This window comes from Arachidicoccus rhizosphaerae (assembly GCF_900107765.1).
Lineage (GTDB): Bacteria > Bacteroidota > Bacteroidia > Chitinophagales > Chitinophagaceae > Arachidicoccus > Arachidicoccus rhizosphaerae.
This window is the reverse complement of the sequence record NZ_FNQY01000011.1, coordinates 107,983-122,652: the sequence shown is the minus strand read 5'-3', so window position 1 is coordinate 122,652 and position 14,670 is coordinate 107,983. Positions and strand designations below refer to the sequence as shown.

The window sequence follows — 14,670 nt, the reverse complement described above, 5'->3', positions numbered from 1 at the left end:
TGTTTAAGGCCGGATGATACATTTATTTAAAGGGTTTATAGTAATTTGGTTCAGAAAACAACAGGACATGACTACATCAAAGATACAAATGACAAAGCCAAAGTTATCCATTAAGAGCATCTTCAACATGAGTGTCGGCTTTTTCGGGATTCAGTTTGCGTTTGCTTTACAAAATGGAAATGCTTCCAGGATTTTACAGACTTTTGGGGCGGAAGTGGATCATTTGTCTTTGTTCTGGTTAGCGGCTCCTTTAACGGGCATGATTATACAGCCCTTAATCGGTCATTTCAGTGATAAAACCTGGACCAGGTTCGGTAGAAGAAAGCCATACTTCCTGGTCGGTGCTTTACTCACGGCCCTTGCCTTGATGGTGATGCCCAATGCCTCTTTTCTGGCTTATTTATTACCGCCGATCATTGTGGGCGCAAGTATGCTGATGCTTACCGACGCTTCCATTAATGTGGCCATGGAGCCTTTCAGGGCGCTTGTCGCAGACAAGTTGCCGGATAGTCAGGCGAGCCTTGGCTTTTCCATTCAGACTTTTCTGATCGGGGCAGGAGCGATTCTTGGCTCCGTCATGCCTTATTTACTGGCTGAAGTGTTTCATGTACAGGCTACGGCGGCTGCGGGCGAAGTGCCCTTAAACGTCATCATTACCTTTTATATCGGGGCGGCGGTGCTGGTGGCAGCCATCCTATGGACCATATTTACCACCAAGGAATATAGTCCCGAGCAGGCAAAGCTGTATGAGCAAAATGAAATCAAAGAGCTGGACGTCGTGGATGAAGTGATTAAAAGTGAAGGCAGCATAAAAACAATCATCAGGGATATCCGAAAAATGCCGCTGACCATGCGCCAGCTGGGATGGGTGCAGTTTTTTTCCTGGTTTGCCTTATTTTCCATGTGGGTTTTTACGACCCCCGCCGTAGCGGAACATATTTATCATCTTCCATCCGCTGATACCGCTTCTGCGGCCTATGCAGATGCCGGAAACTGGGTCGGAGTGCTATTTGGCGTTTATAACGGTGTATCGGCTGTGTATGCTTTGCTGTTGCCCTCCATTGCCAAAAAGCTGGGCAAAAAAGCGACGCATGCCGGTTCATTATTAATCGGAGGTATCAGTCTGATATCCATATATTTTATTCAGAGCAAATACTGGTTATTAGCCCCGATGGTTGGCATCGGGATGGCATGGGGAAGTATCCTGGCTATGCCTTATGCTATTTTGGCCTCTTCTCTGCCTGCCAGAAAAATGGGCGTATATATGGGGATTTTTAATTTCTTTATTACCATTCCGCAAATTGTGAATGGACTGCTGGGCGGCCTCATCCTTAAATACTTTTACCATAGCAATGCTATTTATTCCCTGGTGATGGCCGGTGCCTTTATGGTATTCGGTGCGGTGGCTATGATGAAAGTGAAAGTTCGTGAGCACCCCGCACCCCTAACAACTGAAAAGCGTTAGTGATTTTGCCATGTCCGGGGTTGTAAATTTAGAGAAGTTAACAACAAATGATTAACTTTGAAAAGGGTGTTCGATAGGATTTTATGGCAGCCTTTAAAAGTAACCGGATTGTTTCTCTAAATGATTATTATGAAAACCAGCCGTTTTTCAGCCTTATTATTATGTGTATGCATTTGCCTGCAATTTACAGCCAAAGCGCAACAAAACCTCGGTAATCAGACTTTACCGGTAGTCTCCCCTGTCATTAAAGGTCATCAGGTGACCATCCGCATTAAAGCGCCCGGCGCTAAGGAAGTGCTGGTGAAAGGCGACTGGCTGGCCCAGGGCAAGTCTGCTGCTTTGACAAAGGGAGCGGACGGCGTATGGCAGTATACGTCAGACAATATTCCATCAGATTTATATATGTATCAGTTAACGGTGGACGGCGTAACGATGGTAGATCCGGCAAATGTGTATGTGTTGCGCGATGTAGGGGCACAGTTTAGCGTTTTTTATATCGATGGAGACCGCGCCGAGGGGTATAAGGTACAAAACGTACCCCACGGAACAGTAGAGTACCCCTGGTATCCATCTCCAGGGTTAAATGCTGAAAGAAGGATGGCCGTCTACACGCCTGCCGGTTATGCGGATAGCAGGCAGCGCTATCCGGTGCTATATTTATTGCACGGAATGGGCGGAGACGAAACGGCCTGGCTGACCCTTGGCAGGGCAGCCGAGATTTTGGATAATCTGATTGCCGCCGGCAAGGCAAAACCGATGATTGTGGTGATGCCCAATGGGAATGCCGCAAAAAAGGCGGCACCGGGCTTTACCCCAGATAACTTAGAGCCCATCGACTTTGCGCTCCCACATACTATGGACGGCGTTTTTGAGGCCTCCTTCTCAGATATTCAAAAATATGTCCAGGCACATTACAGAACGATCAATGATCAAGCACACCGGGCCATTGCCGGACTATCCATGGGTGGTTTTCACAGCCTGTATATATCTGCCAATAATCCAGGAACGTTTGATTACATCGGTCTTTTCTCTCCGGCAATTCTGCCAAGAACGGACACGGCTGGAGATATCTATGGCCATTTGAACCAGAAGTTACTGACACTGCAAAAATCCGGCTTTAAAAACTATTGGATAGGAATCGGCAAAGACGATTTTTTGTATAAAGAAGTGTCCGACTACAGAAATAGACTGGATAGCCTGCATATTAAATATACCTATTTTGAGAGCGACCGGTGGCACATGTGGTCAAACTGGCGTATTTATCTGACCCGGTTTGCCCCTTTGCTGTTTCAATAAATTTTGCAGGAAGTGCTGCTCTCTATACCGGTTAAATCCTGCCGCCATTAAACATTTGATGTATGGTTGTCTATTAATGCTGCCTGGCAATAGACAAATAAAACGCATTGGTCTTTAAAACTAAAGGCCTGGTCGATTTTTGCCAAACCTAGCACGCTGCTTGTTCCTTTGACACGGATAACCCATCTATCTTTGTGGGATTAAACAACGACAACAGGGATATAAAACACCCTTAAAATTAAAATTATGAAAAAAGTTTTGGTAATGCTCAGCCTTTTTGCTGCAGTACTTTTAGCCGGTCATGTGAAGGCGCAGGTGAATGTAAACGTAAATATCGGTAGTCAGCCGGAGTGGGGGCCTTCAGGCTATAATCATGTGGATTATTATTACCTGCCGGACATCAATGCGTATTACAATATTTCTACGGCGCAGTATATTTATTTACTCAATAATAAATGGCATTTTGCAAAAAAATTACCCAGCCGGTATAAAAACTACAATGTGTATAACGCCTATAAGGTAGTCGTTAACCGGGAAAAGCCTTACCAGAACAATAAACAGGATATTCAAAATTATGGTAAATATAAAGGGCAGACCGGTCAGCAAATGCTAAGGGATAATCAGGACTATAAGAATATAAAAAACCAGGGAAATTCTAAAAGCGGCAAAAGCAACAAGAAAACCAAGGAGCCATCTGAGAAAAAAACAAATAGCAGGCAGGGGCAGAATAAGTCTGACAAAGCCGGCCATTAATGTCTGCCCGTATGGGGATGCATTTTAAACAGAAATTTTAAAAACCATCACCTTCCCGTAAATTATCAGCAAGGTCTGTTCTAAAGATAAAAACAAGGGTGATGGTTTTTATGTGAGCGCCAGACCGATCCACAGGTGAAAGTTCTTAATTTATTGATAATCAATTAAATTTTATTTTGATAAGGGGCCAGACAGGTTGATTTAACCAGATTACCGAAAGATTGGTCGATTTTACCTAAAACTAACCTTTCAGAATTAACTTCAAATACAATTGGCCATCTTATATATGTGCGACGGTTCAGTAAAAAGATTTGAAGCAAAAGCACAAAAGGATAAAATTAGCATAGGGTATTTAAATTATTTAACCCGTTAAATTTTAAGTTATGAAAAAGATTATCGTTATAATGAGTGTTCTTGCCGGTGTATTTTTTACCGGTCAGTCTAAAGCACAGATCAATATCAGCATTAATATAGGAAGCCAGCCAGAGTGGGGACCTGCCGGATATGATTATGTAGATTATTATTATCTTCCTGATATCAATGCCTACTACAATGTGGTGACTGCGCAATACATCTACCTGTTGAACAACAGATGGCATTTTGCCAGTACCTTACCAGGTTACTATCGTAACTACAATATCTATAATTCCTATAAGGTGGTTGTAAACCGTAAAAATCCTTATCAGAATAACAAATATGATATTGAACATTATGGTAAGTATAAAGGGCATAGTCCTCAGCCTATGTTAAGAGATAATAATGCCTATAAAGCCATGCGTAATAATGGTAACCATTATGGTAATAACAGACCTGGTAATGGTAATAATAACGACCGCCGTAATACTACGATCGTTAAAAAAGAGGAAAAAAAGGCGATTAAGCAAACCAATCGTACCATTAAACAGGACAGCAGGGGCGCAAGCAGAACTACCACCAGCAGAACCCAGCGCAGCCGGTAAGTTCAGGATACCGAAATTTGAAATAGAGTTTAGAGTTTAGTGTTTAGAATTAAAAAAATCGCCATCATTTAAGTATTAAAATGGTGGCGATTTGATTTTATGAATGTGTAAAACAGCGTTACCGCAAGTGTCGTCTATTTTAAGGCTGGGTGCTGTTGTCGGATGTTTTTATAAAAGTTTCCGTATTCATAATAATACCCCGGCCACTTAAAAACAGGGTGTCTCCCTTTAAAATCAGCGTGCTGAAAGTTTGATTTTCGTCATTGATCTGGGCATAAAAACCTGAGTCACTGAGTTCGCTGCTGGTCAGAAAGTAGGTGCCCGAATCAAGAAGTGCTCCGTTATGGTAACGCCAATAATATTTAGGTGCAAAAATAATTTCGTTATCCGAACTGAGTTCGTAGGTAGAGTCGGGCAGCGCCCCTGATTGTGTCTTGTATAGCTGCCAGGTGCCTTCCAGTTGATAATTGTCCGCTGTAGATGTGTCATCCTTCGTGCAACTGTAAAAGGTGAGGCCTGCAAACAAAGTCATGCCGGCTATCAAAAATGCCGGTCTTTTATTTTTCGAATGGTTGATCATGGGTGCTGCGTTTAAATCAATAGTTGAAAACTGGAAAGGTAATGATTTTCAGTATTTATTCTTTTTGGCATTTTGCCTTTCTGCGTCCCAGTCCAAAAACGGATCGTCACTGAAGGAATCCTCCTGATTGTTTTTATCCTTTTTGGCATTTTTACGGAATGTAGTATCCGGACGTTTAGGCTGAGGCTCCTCGGCCGGCGTATCGTCTTCCACGGTAAATTCGTCCTCTTCGATTTCCAGGACTTCAAAATCCAGCATTTCAGCCAGTTCCAGAAAAAAGTCTACTTTTTCATCCGGAATATTAATGATAAAGGATTGCATAACCTTAAGCGTTTGGGTTTGACTACTCCGAAATTACATAAATTCCTGACATCTGAAACATCCCGGGCTTATTAGCACTTAAAAGTTCTCCAGGACACCGATTTTGCCATGAGGGCCTGCCAGTAACAACCGGTTTTGTTTTTTAATATAAAGCAGCGCATTAAAAGGCGTGTTATCCAGGGTCTGCCAGGATTTACCGCTCGTATAGCTGATCCATACGCCGGTGAGTCCGCAGGCAATCAGCGTATGCTTATTAATAATCGCAACCGCACTTCCATAACCCGGTAAGGCATGCTGCGGCTCCCAGGTTCTACCACCGTTAAAAGACAGCGCAAAACAACTGTCACCCTGTCCTGGCTTTGTATAATCTCCTCCTGCAATAGCGATGATGTTACCCTGCACATCCATGCCGTTGGGGCCGGCGGATAAAATACCCTGTTGCAGCGGCAGTAATACGGGTGCGCGCTGACGGCTGCTATTCCAGAATCTGGAGACGGCTCCTCCGCTGGGCAGTAGAAAATAACCGCCGTCCTCCAGGTGGATATTGCTGCCGCTGGCAGCAAAAAAAGCTTCCCCACTGAGAACAGAATCTTTAAAAACAGGCGTAAATGCCTGCCAGCTTTCAGCCCCGTCCTGGGTTCGCGCTAAAAATATCTGTCCGCCAACCGGGTCACCCACCACAATCCCGTTTTGATTGTCTGAAAAATCCATGGCATCTAAAAACATACCGGGCGTATTATTAAAATATACCTGCTTCCAGGCAGTGCCGCCACTGGTAGTTTTGAGTAGCACAGCCGGTGTGTCGATACCCATAATAACTGCCGAGCCATTGCCAAGGGCCTGGACGTCTCTAAAATCCCGTTGCTGATAACCTTGAGGTTGCAGCCAGTTCCAGGAGCTCCCGCCGTCCTTAGTATGTCCTACCCAGCCGTTGGAACCGCTTACCCATATTTCTGATCCGTCCCGGGAACTGAGTCCCCTTAAATTGGTGGACCGGCCACTGTCAAGAATGTGTATATGGGCTACCTCCGCGCTTTGGGCCGCGGTAATCTCCAGGCTCAGTAGCGAAAGGAGGGTAAGTAAGAAAAAAGGTCGCATATCGGGTGGTCTTTTCATTTTTAAATTGCTGTACGTGCTGCACTAAATAACCGGATAAACAATAAAATTAGCAAAATTATCAGATAGGGGATTGGTTTTTTCAGAGGATACTAAGGGAGTCAAAGGCTTACCAAGGGACGCGTAGTGCGGTATAAACAATGCAGCCTGCTTTCCCACCTTAAAAACGGGATAATAAATCACAGAGAAGTTGACAGGGGTGCCCGCTGTTTTTCTGCCCTTTGGGCCGGATATGTTATCTTTGCCCCATGGTAATAAAAAACGCGTCCTATCTGATTTCCAGCCCGACCTGGCAAAAATGTCCGGCACCGGATCGTCCGGAATACGCCTTTATAGGCAGAAGCAATGTAGGCAAGTCCTCATTAATCAATATGCTTTGTCAGCGGCAGTCCCTGGCCAAGACTTCTGCCACACCTGGCAAAACGCAGATGATCAATCATTTTGCCATTGAGAGCAGCCAAAAGGAAAAAGGACCTAAGTTTAACTGGTATCTGGTGGATTTGCCGGGTTACGGTTATGCTAAAGTGGCTCAAAAGTCCAGAAAGGCCTGGTCTAAAATGATTGAAGAGTATATCTCGGGCCGGCAAAACCTGATGCATCTGTTTGTGTTGATTGATGCAAGACATAAGCCCCAGGCTATTGATCTGGAGTTCGTTATGGCGTTAGGACACTGGCAGATTCCTTTTACCCTGGTGTATACCAAATCGGATAAAGAAAAACCCGGTGTGGTGAAACGCAACGTTGAGCTCTTTTTGGAAGAGTTAAAGACCAGCTGGCAGTTCCTGCCTCAGGTGATCGTAACCAGTGCTACTAAAAAAGCGGGACGGGACGAGGTATTGGAATTAATAGACTCCTTAAATGATCAGTTTGTTGAGGAGGCGACCAAGTCTTAAGCGGACTATATTATTCAAATAATACCCAAAGCCGGAAAACAACTGTTTGTAATAAACGTGTTTTCCGGCTTTTTTTTGCCAGTCTCTGTCATATTTAGAAGTTCCCGGCTCCTAATATGGTAAGGTCAGGCATTTCTCGTAACTTTCCGCCTCAAAATCTATCATCAGATCATCATTTAAACATTTTTCAGTAATGAAAAGGCACAATTTTAATTCAGGACCGTCTATCCTTCCAGACGAAGTGCTCAGACGGGCCAGCGAAGCCGTTATAGATTTTAATGGCCTGGGTTTGTCCATCCTGGAAATTGGACACAGAACTCCTTGGTTTACAGAAGTTATTGAGGAGGGCAGATCGCTGGTTAAAGAATTAATGGGACTGGACGATACCTATAGCGTCCTATTTTTGCAAGGTGGTGCGACTACGCAATTTATGCAGGTCCCGCTTAATCTGTTGCCTGTGGGCGGACATGCGGCCTATATCAAAAACGGTATCTGGGGCTCAAAGGCCATTAAAGAGGCTTCTGTTTTCGGACAGGCGGATGTTATCGGCGATACTTCTGATCGCAATCACAGCTATATCCAGAAAACTTTCTCAGTGCCTGATGGCAGCAGCTATTTACATTATACCAGCAATAATACGGTAGAAGGAACGCAGTGGCATACCCTTCCGGAAGCGGGACAGACACCGCTTATTGCCGATATGAGCAGTGATATTTTTTCCAGACCCGTTGCCTTTGACAAACATGCCTTGATTTATGCAGGGGCACAAAAAAATGCAGGGGCGGCAGGTACGACCATCGTGGCTATCAAAAAAGATATGCTGGGTAAGACCGGTAGAAATATCTCTCCGATTTTAGATTATGAGGGCCATATTAAGGCAGAATCCATGCTTAATACGCCGCCGGTGTTTGCCGTATACGTGTCCATGTTAACCATGCGCTGGATTAAAGAGCAGGGCGGACTTGCAGAAATGGAAAAAAGAGCGAAGCAGCGGGCCGACTTATTCTATAGTGCACTGGACAATCTGGAGGTATTTACGCCGATTGTAGACAAGCAGGACCGGTCTTTAATGAATGCCACTTTTACCACCAGCAATAAAGATTTAGAAGCACCGTTCTTGGAACTTTGTAAAGAAAACGCAATGGTAGGGGTCAAAGGGCACAGAAGTGTGGGCGGACTGCGCGTTTCCATGTATAACGCTATGCCACTGTCCAGCGTTCAGGCACTGGTGGATCTGATGGAGAAATTTAATCAGGCCAACAAATAAAATAATTGTTCATCCTAAAGGAGCAATCCTGTTTTTGAATCATTTAGCTGCTGTATCCGGAATGAATCCGGATACAGCGCAATTATAAAAGAGTATGAGTAAAATACAACCTTTCAACGCTTTAAGACCTGCGGAAAATTTTGCCGCAGGCGTAGCGAGCAGACCTTATGATGTATTGAACCGGGAGGAAGCAAAAAAAGAGGCTGCCGAAAACACCGCGTCTTTTTTACATATTACCAAAAGTGAAATAGACCTGCCGGAATCAGTAGACATTCATGACCCGTCCGTTTATGAAAAGGCAAAAGAAAATCTGAAGGCCTTTATCGATAATCACATTTTAGTGCAGGAGGCGTCGCCGGCTTATTATATTTATCAGCTGGTAATGAATGGTAAAAGCCAGACCGGTCTTGTGGCGGTGAGTTCCGTGGATGATTATGAACAGGACGTGATTAAAAAACATGAATTTACCCGTCCGGAAAAAGAACAGGATCGTATCAATCATATTACCATTACCGGGGCTCAGACAGGGAATGTTTTTCTGGCCTATAGAGATGTGCCGGTATTAAATGAACTGATCAGTCAGTGGAAGGATGCGCACACCGCCATTTATGATTTTGTGGCAGATGACGGGATTCGTCACAGCGTCTGGCTGGTAGACAACCCGCAAACCATCCGGCAGATTACAGATATCTTTGAAAAGCAGGTGCCTGAAACCTATATTGCGGACGGTCACCACCGGGCAGCTTCCGCAGCCAAGGTCCGTAAAGGACTGGGCGCCGCAAAGACGCCTGCATCGGATTATTTTCTGACCACTTTATTCCCTGCCAGCGAACTTCAGATCCTGGATTATAACAGGGTGATCACGGATTTGAATGGCCTGACTACCACAGAATTTTTAGAAAAATTATCCGCCAACTTTACGGTGACCCCGAGCGTGCAGCCTGTAAAGCCTGCTGCGCTGCATCATATCGGACTTTATATCGATCATACATGGTATGAACTGGTGGCCAAACCCGGTAGTTTTGATGAGCAGGATCCGGTAGGTGTACTGGATATCAGTGTTTTGCAAAAAAATGTGCTGGGTCCGATTTTAGGCATCCTGGATCAGCGTACTGATAAGAGAATTGATTTTGTGGGGGGCATCCGTGGTCTGGAGGGGCTGACAGCCCGTGTAGACGCTGGGGAGATGGTTCTGGCATTTAGTTTGTATCCGGTAGACATCCAGCAGTTATTTGCAATTGCGGACAGTGGCAATGTAATGCCTCCGAAAAGCACCTGGTTTGAACCTAAATTACGGGACGGGTTACTGACGCACCTGATTAAATAATAAGTAACAACTTAAAATTCAATCTTTTAACATCAATAGAACATTATGAAGAAATTACTGGTATTACCTATGCTTTTATTAGGCGCCTTGGTATCCTTTGGACAGGCGGGTGTCGTAGACGCCCATAAACAGGCCATGGATAAGGCTAAGGATGGCGATCTGGATAAAGCGCTTTCCATTATAGCAGTGGCCAGACAAAGTTATCCGGATAATCTGAGCCTATTAAAAGACGAGGCCTCTATTAATACCTGGAAAAAAGATTACTTTAAAGCCATTGAGGCCGGCAAACAGCTGATTGCCAGCCCGGATGCGGATGAGCAGTGTTATCAGATATTAGGGTCCGCTTACCGGGCAGATTCCAAATATGCGGAAGCTGAAAAAGTGTACAGTCAGGCCGTAGCTAAATATCCGGAAAACAGCCTGCTGTATGCAGAACTGGGCGATGCGCTCAATCAGAATAAAAAAGCACCTCAGGCGAAAGACGCCTGGGAGAAAGGTATTGAAGTAGGCCCTTCTATCAGTAGTAATTATTATTTTCTGGCGAAGTTCTATGCCGAACACGCTAACCCGCTATGGAGTGTGCTGTACGGAGAAATGTTCATCAATTTTGAATCTTTTTCCGGCAGAACATCAGAAATCCGTACAGTAGTGACGGATCAGTATGCTGCATTATTTGCAACCCCTGCCGTATTACAAAACTATGTTGATAATGGGCAGGATTTTGAAAAGGCGGTGGCTACAACATTACAGCAGTTCCAGGATATGGTATCCGGCGGCGTGACCCCGGAAAGCCTGTATGCTTTAAGAGGACAGTTCATTGTGAGTTGGTTCAATAGCGACAATGCGAAAAACTTTCCGTTTAAACTCTTTGACAGACAACAGCAGCTCTTAAAACTGGGTATTTTTGAGGCCTATAATCAGTGGCTGTTTGCTTCTTATAATCCCAGCCGTTTCAGTAACTGGGGGCATATGCATGATGGTCTGATTAAAGAATTCAGCAAATTCCAGAAATCCTCCATGTTTAAAGTGCCCAAAGGCGAGTACTACGCCCATAATTAAACAAGGGGTAATACTGCATTAAAAAATCCTGATCCATATTGACAGTCAATATGGATCAGGATTTTTTATGTTGTACCGTTATGCTGTTTACCCTCAATGAGGCTTTTTATACAACCAGGGGCTCCAGGTTGTTAAATCCGGCGTCATATACGCAGAACCGGGCCGGATAGCCAGGGGCTATATAGCCTACCTGCCGGTCGAGTCCCAGCGCTTTTGCCGGGCGGCTGGTGGCCATGGCCAGCGCCTGCGGCTCCGTCACGGGTAGATGGTTTAAGGCATTTTGCAAGGCTTCGACCATTGAAATAGCGGCTCCTGCCAGATTGCCTTCCTTATTGCGGTAGGTGCCATCCGTCATTTTGGCGTCAAAATCAGCCCAGGTGAATTCCCGGACCCTGCGGCCCAGAAAGCTGCTGTCCGTAATCAAAAAGAGCTGCTCGCCTTTGGCCTGGTGGGCAAGTCTGGCAGCGCCGTAATGAACATGATGACCATCCAGGATTATAGGTGCCCAGACTCCTTTTCTTTCCAGAGCGGCGCCCGAAAAGCCCGGTGTTCTGGGACTGAATCCTGACATGGCATTGTATAAATGGGTGACCAGGTTGATGCCCAGATCAAAATAGTGCATGGCCTGTTCATAACTCATATCAGAGTGACCGGCAGATAAAAGTATGCCCTGATCCATTAAAAAGCGCAGCTGGTCGTCGGTAAACATTTCCGGAGCCAGGGTCATGACTTTTATGATATCCCGGCCTTCTTTTACAATGGTCTCCAGTTCCTGATCCGTGGGCTTGCGGACGATAGAGGCGCTATGGGCCCCTCTTTTAACAGGGTTAAAAAATGGACCTTCCAGGTGCATGCCCAGCACGCCCGCCTCCGGGTATTTTTCTTTAAAAGCGCGGATAGCGCCTATCGCCTGAATAATCACCTTGGTAGGTGAAGAAATTAAGGTGGGTAAAAAATGAAGCGTGCCGTAGTCGTGACAGGAACGGGTGATATCCAGCAGGGTGGCTTCATCCGGGTCTTTTGAAAAATAGCGCTGATAGCCGCCATTAATCTGGATGTCTACCAGAGCCGGCGCCAGCCGGCGTCCCTGCAGATCAATAATTTCCGTGTTGTCGCTTGTAAAAGGCAGGCTGCCGGAAGCAAACACTTCCTGGATTTTACCATTTTTAATCAGTATGGCGCCGTCTTCAATGATACTGTCCAGCCTGCCAGAACCGGTATGGATCAGCGCATGGGTGATCAGTACAGGCTTACCGGCGGAATTTATCTTTTGTGTCATAACCTTTAAATATTTATTCTGAAAGGGACTGCTGGGTATGCGTCAGCTCGGCTTGTTTTTGCTGTAGCTCCGCTTTTTGCCTGGGTCTTTTACCGCGTACCATCACCAGTGCCAGCAGAACCATAACGACACCCGTCAGCGTATATAAAGAGAGCGGGTCATCCATAAATACTGCTGCAATAATAAAACCAAAGATAGGGCAGAGATATAGCCACATGCCTGCTTTTATGGGAGCTGATTTAAGCAGCCACAGCCAGCACTGAATGGCGGCAATGGATACAAAAATGGCCAGCCAGCCTGAGGATATCCAGAAGTCAGCAGTAAAATGATTGGCTTCTTTATGGTACGTCATGCATAAAAACGGCAATAGCAGCATGCCGCCGATCAGGGTCTGCCAACCGTTAATCGTAAGAATTTTTAATCCCTGCCAGTCCGTTTTATTAAAGTAGATGGAGGCCAGAGAATAGGAGAGCATGCCGATCAGCAAAATCACCAGACCTTTCACTGAGACGCCGGTGCCGTGCAGTAGTGGCCAGGCGGCCACCACAACGCCTAACAGGCCCAGCAATAAGGCCGCTATGACTTTTGCCGGAGGGATCTGTTTTAATACAATGACGGATAACAGGCCGATAAATATGGGGCTGGTGGCAATGGCCAGGGCGCCGATGCCGGCAGTCACGTCCTTCATGGCCAGTACATATAACCCTAAATAAATCGTGATATTAAAAATACCATAGATAGTGATCTTCTTCCACTCTCTGGCCCCGGGCAGCGGATAACCCCGGATTATATGCGCATAAATCAACATGCACACTGAGGCGATTAAAAACCGCATCAGTGCAATGGTCAGCGGCTGTGCCACTTTGAGACCTATTTTGGTGGCCGTGGAAGCCGATGACCAGAGCAGGGTAAAAATAAAGCCGATCAGTACCCACTTAAATCCGGTGTTGTTTAATTTACTGGCGGAGATCATACATTTAATTGGAACGGTCACTGTCCATGCTTCCAGTTCACTTTCTTGAAATTGATTTTATGGTAACCCTCGGCCTCATACAAAATCCCGACCTGATTTTTATCCAGGGCTACCAGGTCGCTGTAGGCGGTGTTTTTGGGGTCGATTAAATAATGATCTTTCCAGCTAAGGCCATCATCATAACTGATCCTTAAAGTGAGGGAGTCACGGGAGGTTTTGCTGGCCGCATTGGAAAAAGCAAGTATGTTATGTCCTTTTTGCTTTTTTTGATATTGCAGGGTCACAATAGCGCCTTCACAGACCGGATCCGGCAGCTGTTTGTCATAATAGGTGGTGTCCCAGCTTTGACCTGCGTCGCTGCTGATGGCCACGATGCGGTAAGGCTGTCTTCCGCTCTGGTCTCTGCTGTTCATCATTAAACGTCCATTGGATATTTCCGCTGCCGTGGATTCATTAGAACCCCTGAAAGCGTTGTTATCACTGATGTGGAAGCTCTTGCCATGGTCGTCACTGTAAAATCCATGGGCCACATAATCGGTGAAGTCCGCCTTGGGATCCCCCTCGGAGTGATTGGCCGCTACATACAGGCGGCCTTTATGAGGTCCTGTCTGGATCTGCAGCCCGTGTCCGGGTGTATTGGCATAACTACGCCAGTCTTCAGGATGATTCCAGCTGGTCTTTAACCGGGGCTGATCTATTTTACTGGTCTGGTCCGTAATATTCACAGGTGCTGACCAGCTATTGCCGTTGTCCGTGGAGGTAACATACCAGACTTCTCTGACCCCTAGCTTTTTGCGCATTTCCCCTTCATCAACGTTACCGGTGTTATAAAAAAGAAATATCCTGCCTTTGGGGTAGGCCGGGTCCGTATAGTCAACGATGGGTGCCGGATTGCCGGCCTGTAATTTACCATTGGAGGCGGCTACACGTATGGTACTCCAGCTATCTCCCTGGTCTTTACTGGACCTGACCACGATTTTAACATGACCGAAGTCCGCTCCGCCGTCAACGCGGCCTTCTGCAAAGGCCAGCAGGCTGCCGTCGGGCGCTTTTATGATGGCAGGGATCCTGAAGGATTTGTAGCCCTGTGCGCCGGACTCAAAGACAGTGACGGTCTCAGAGATGACCTGGCTGCCGGATGATGTATGGGTTTTATGCGGGTTGCTGCAGGAAAACAGCGCAACTACGCAGCCAAGTAGCATCAGGCCAGGTGCTGTGCTGCCGGACAGCCTGTGTCCGCATTTTTTACGCTTGAATAAACCAAAGCGAACCGGGCTGTGCGGTCGCTCTGCTGTACTAATTCTTAGTGGAACCATGATACGAATTTATCATTTTAAAATGAGATGTAATAGGAAGTCTTATAAAAGGGCTGCTCCAGCCAT

14 protein-coding genes are annotated in these 14,670 nt (G+C 45.8%); 8 read left to right on the top strand and 6 right to left on the bottom strand.

The features are described from left to right. The first annotated feature begins 67 nt into the window (after positions 1–67). From BLU80_RS11040 to BLU80_RS11025, 4 genes are all read left to right on the top strand, one after another. The gene (locus BLU80_RS11040; protein WP_244518877.1) at positions 68–1,465 is read left to right on the top strand and encodes an MFS transporter; all 1,398 of its coding nucleotides are present in this window, start codon (positions 68–70) and stop codon (positions 1,463–1,465) included. Between the two features lie 129 nt (positions 1,466–1,594). Continuing rightward, on the top strand, positions 1,595–2,761 hold the full coding sequence (locus BLU80_RS11035; protein WP_091398157.1) for an alpha/beta hydrolase: 1,167 nt from the start codon (positions 1,595–1,597) through the stop codon (positions 2,759–2,761). 246 nt (positions 2,762–3,007) lie between these two features. Next, the gene (locus BLU80_RS11030; protein ID WP_091398063.1) at positions 3,008–3,514 is read left to right on the top strand and encodes a hypothetical protein; all 507 of its coding nucleotides are present in this window, start codon (positions 3,008–3,010) and stop codon (positions 3,512–3,514) included. A gap of 383 nt (positions 3,515–3,897) precedes the next feature. Beyond that, entirely contained in the window at positions 3,898–4,473 is a 576-nt protein-coding gene (locus tag BLU80_RS11025; protein WP_091398060.1) for a hypothetical protein, read from the top strand. Between the two features lie 139 nt (positions 4,474–4,612). On the opposite strand, the gene BLU80_RS11020 is transcribed toward BLU80_RS11025, so the two are convergent. From BLU80_RS11020 to BLU80_RS11010, 3 genes are all read right to left on the bottom strand, one after another. Beyond that, positions 4,613–5,053 (bottom strand): hypothetical protein, encoded by a 441-nt coding sequence (locus tag BLU80_RS11020; protein WP_091398057.1) that lies wholly within the window; start codon positions 5,051–5,053, stop codon positions 4,613–4,615. 48 nt (positions 5,054–5,101) lie between these two features. Further along, complete coding sequence (locus tag BLU80_RS11015) at positions 5,102–5,374, bottom strand: hypothetical protein (RefSeq protein WP_091398054.1); 273 nt, start codon at positions 5,372–5,374, stop codon at positions 5,102–5,104. Between the two features lie 78 nt (positions 5,375–5,452). Next, positions 5,453–6,490 carry a WD40/YVTN/BNR-like repeat-containing protein gene (locus BLU80_RS11010; protein ID WP_091398051.1) on the bottom strand — a complete coding sequence of 346 codons (1,038 nt, stop codon included), beginning with the start codon at positions 6,488–6,490 and terminating at the stop codon, positions 5,453–5,455. Between the two features lie 248 nt (positions 6,491–6,738). Between BLU80_RS11010 and yihA the strand changes: the two genes are divergently transcribed. From yihA to BLU80_RS10990, 4 genes are all read left to right on the top strand, one after another. Continuing rightward, complete coding sequence (gene yihA / locus BLU80_RS11005; protein WP_091398048.1) at positions 6,739–7,383, top strand: ribosome biogenesis GTP-binding protein YihA/YsxC; 645 nt, start codon at positions 6,739–6,741, stop codon at positions 7,381–7,383. Positions 7,384–7,576: 193 nt separating this feature from the next. Continuing rightward, positions 7,577–8,650 carry a 3-phosphoserine/phosphohydroxythreonine transaminase gene (gene serC, locus BLU80_RS11000; RefSeq protein WP_091398046.1) on the top strand — a complete coding sequence of 358 codons (1,074 nt, stop codon included), beginning with the start codon at positions 7,577–7,579 and terminating at the stop codon, positions 8,648–8,650. Between the two features lie 94 nt (positions 8,651–8,744). Next, entirely contained in the window at positions 8,745–9,977 is a 1,233-nt protein-coding gene (locus tag BLU80_RS10995) for a DUF1015 domain-containing protein (protein WP_091398044.1), read from the top strand. 45 nt (positions 9,978–10,022) lie between these two features. Further along, positions 10,023–11,036: a tetratricopeptide repeat protein gene (locus tag BLU80_RS10990; RefSeq protein ID WP_091398042.1), complete on the top strand. Its 1,014-nt coding sequence runs from the start codon at positions 10,023–10,025 to the stop codon at positions 11,034–11,036. Between the two features lie 106 nt (positions 11,037–11,142). Here BLU80_RS10990 and nagA read toward each other — a convergent pair whose 3' ends face one another. Genes nagA through BLU80_RS10975 form a run of 3 tightly spaced genes read right to left on the bottom strand, consistent with a single transcriptional unit; the run spans position 11,143 to position 14,604 of the window. Next, positions 11,143–12,315: an N-acetylglucosamine-6-phosphate deacetylase gene (gene nagA / locus BLU80_RS10985; RefSeq protein ID WP_091398040.1), complete on the bottom strand. Its 1,173-nt coding sequence runs from the start codon at positions 12,313–12,315 to the stop codon at positions 11,143–11,145. 13 nt (positions 12,316–12,328) lie between these two features. Beyond that, complete coding sequence (locus BLU80_RS10980; RefSeq protein ID WP_091398038.1) at positions 12,329–13,288, bottom strand: DMT family transporter; 960 nt, start codon at positions 13,286–13,288, stop codon at positions 12,329–12,331. Between the two features lie 17 nt (positions 13,289–13,305). Then, positions 13,306–14,604: a sialidase family protein gene (locus BLU80_RS10975; protein ID WP_211481817.1), complete on the bottom strand. Its 1,299-nt coding sequence runs from the start codon at positions 14,602–14,604 to the stop codon at positions 13,306–13,308. Between the last annotated feature and the right edge of the window lie 66 nt (positions 14,605–14,670).

What these genes read in the sequence shown, in the direction of transcription:
- BLU80_RS11025 (WP_091398060.1), top strand. Translation starts at nt 3,898, where the DNA reads ATGAAAAAGATTATCGTTATAATGAGTGTTCTTGCCGGTGTATTTTTT.
- BLU80_RS11020 (WP_091398057.1), bottom strand. Translation starts at nt 5,053, where the DNA reads ATGATCAACCATTCGAAAAATAAAAGACCGGCATTTTTGATAGCCGGC.
- BLU80_RS10980 (WP_091398038.1), bottom strand. Translation starts at nt 13,288, where the DNA reads ATGATCTCCGCCAGTAAATTAAACAACACCGGATTTAAGTGGGTACTG.
- BLU80_RS10975 (WP_211481817.1), bottom strand. Translation starts at nt 14,604, where the DNA reads ATGGTTCCACTAAGAATTAGTACAGCAGAGCGACCGCACAGCCCGGTT.
- BLU80_RS10995 (WP_091398044.1), top strand. Translation starts at nt 8,745, where the DNA reads ATGAGTAAAATACAACCTTTCAACGCTTTAAGACCTGCGGAAAATTTT.
- nagA (WP_091398040.1), bottom strand. Translation starts at nt 12,315, where the DNA reads ATGACACAAAAGATAAATTCCGCCGGTAAGCCTGTACTGATCACCCAT.
- BLU80_RS11040 (WP_244518877.1), top strand. Translation starts at nt 68, where the DNA reads ATGACTACATCAAAGATACAAATGACAAAGCCAAAGTTATCCATTAAG.
- BLU80_RS11015 (WP_091398054.1), bottom strand. Translation starts at nt 5,374, where the DNA reads ATGCAATCCTTTATCATTAATATTCCGGATGAAAAAGTAGACTTTTTT.
- serC (WP_091398046.1), top strand. Translation starts at nt 7,577, where the DNA reads ATGAAAAGGCACAATTTTAATTCAGGACCGTCTATCCTTCCAGACGAA.
- BLU80_RS10990 (WP_091398042.1), top strand. Translation starts at nt 10,023, where the DNA reads ATGAAGAAATTACTGGTATTACCTATGCTTTTATTAGGCGCCTTGGTA.
- BLU80_RS11030 (WP_091398063.1), top strand. Translation starts at nt 3,008, where the DNA reads ATGAAAAAAGTTTTGGTAATGCTCAGCCTTTTTGCTGCAGTACTTTTA.
- BLU80_RS11035 (WP_091398157.1), top strand. Translation starts at nt 1,595, where the DNA reads ATGAAAACCAGCCGTTTTTCAGCCTTATTATTATGTGTATGCATTTGC.
- yihA (WP_091398048.1), top strand. Translation starts at nt 6,739, where the DNA reads ATGGTAATAAAAAACGCGTCCTATCTGATTTCCAGCCCGACCTGGCAA.
- BLU80_RS11010 (WP_091398051.1), bottom strand. Translation starts at nt 6,490, where the DNA reads ATGAAAAGACCACCCGATATGCGACCTTTTTTCTTACTTACCCTCCTT.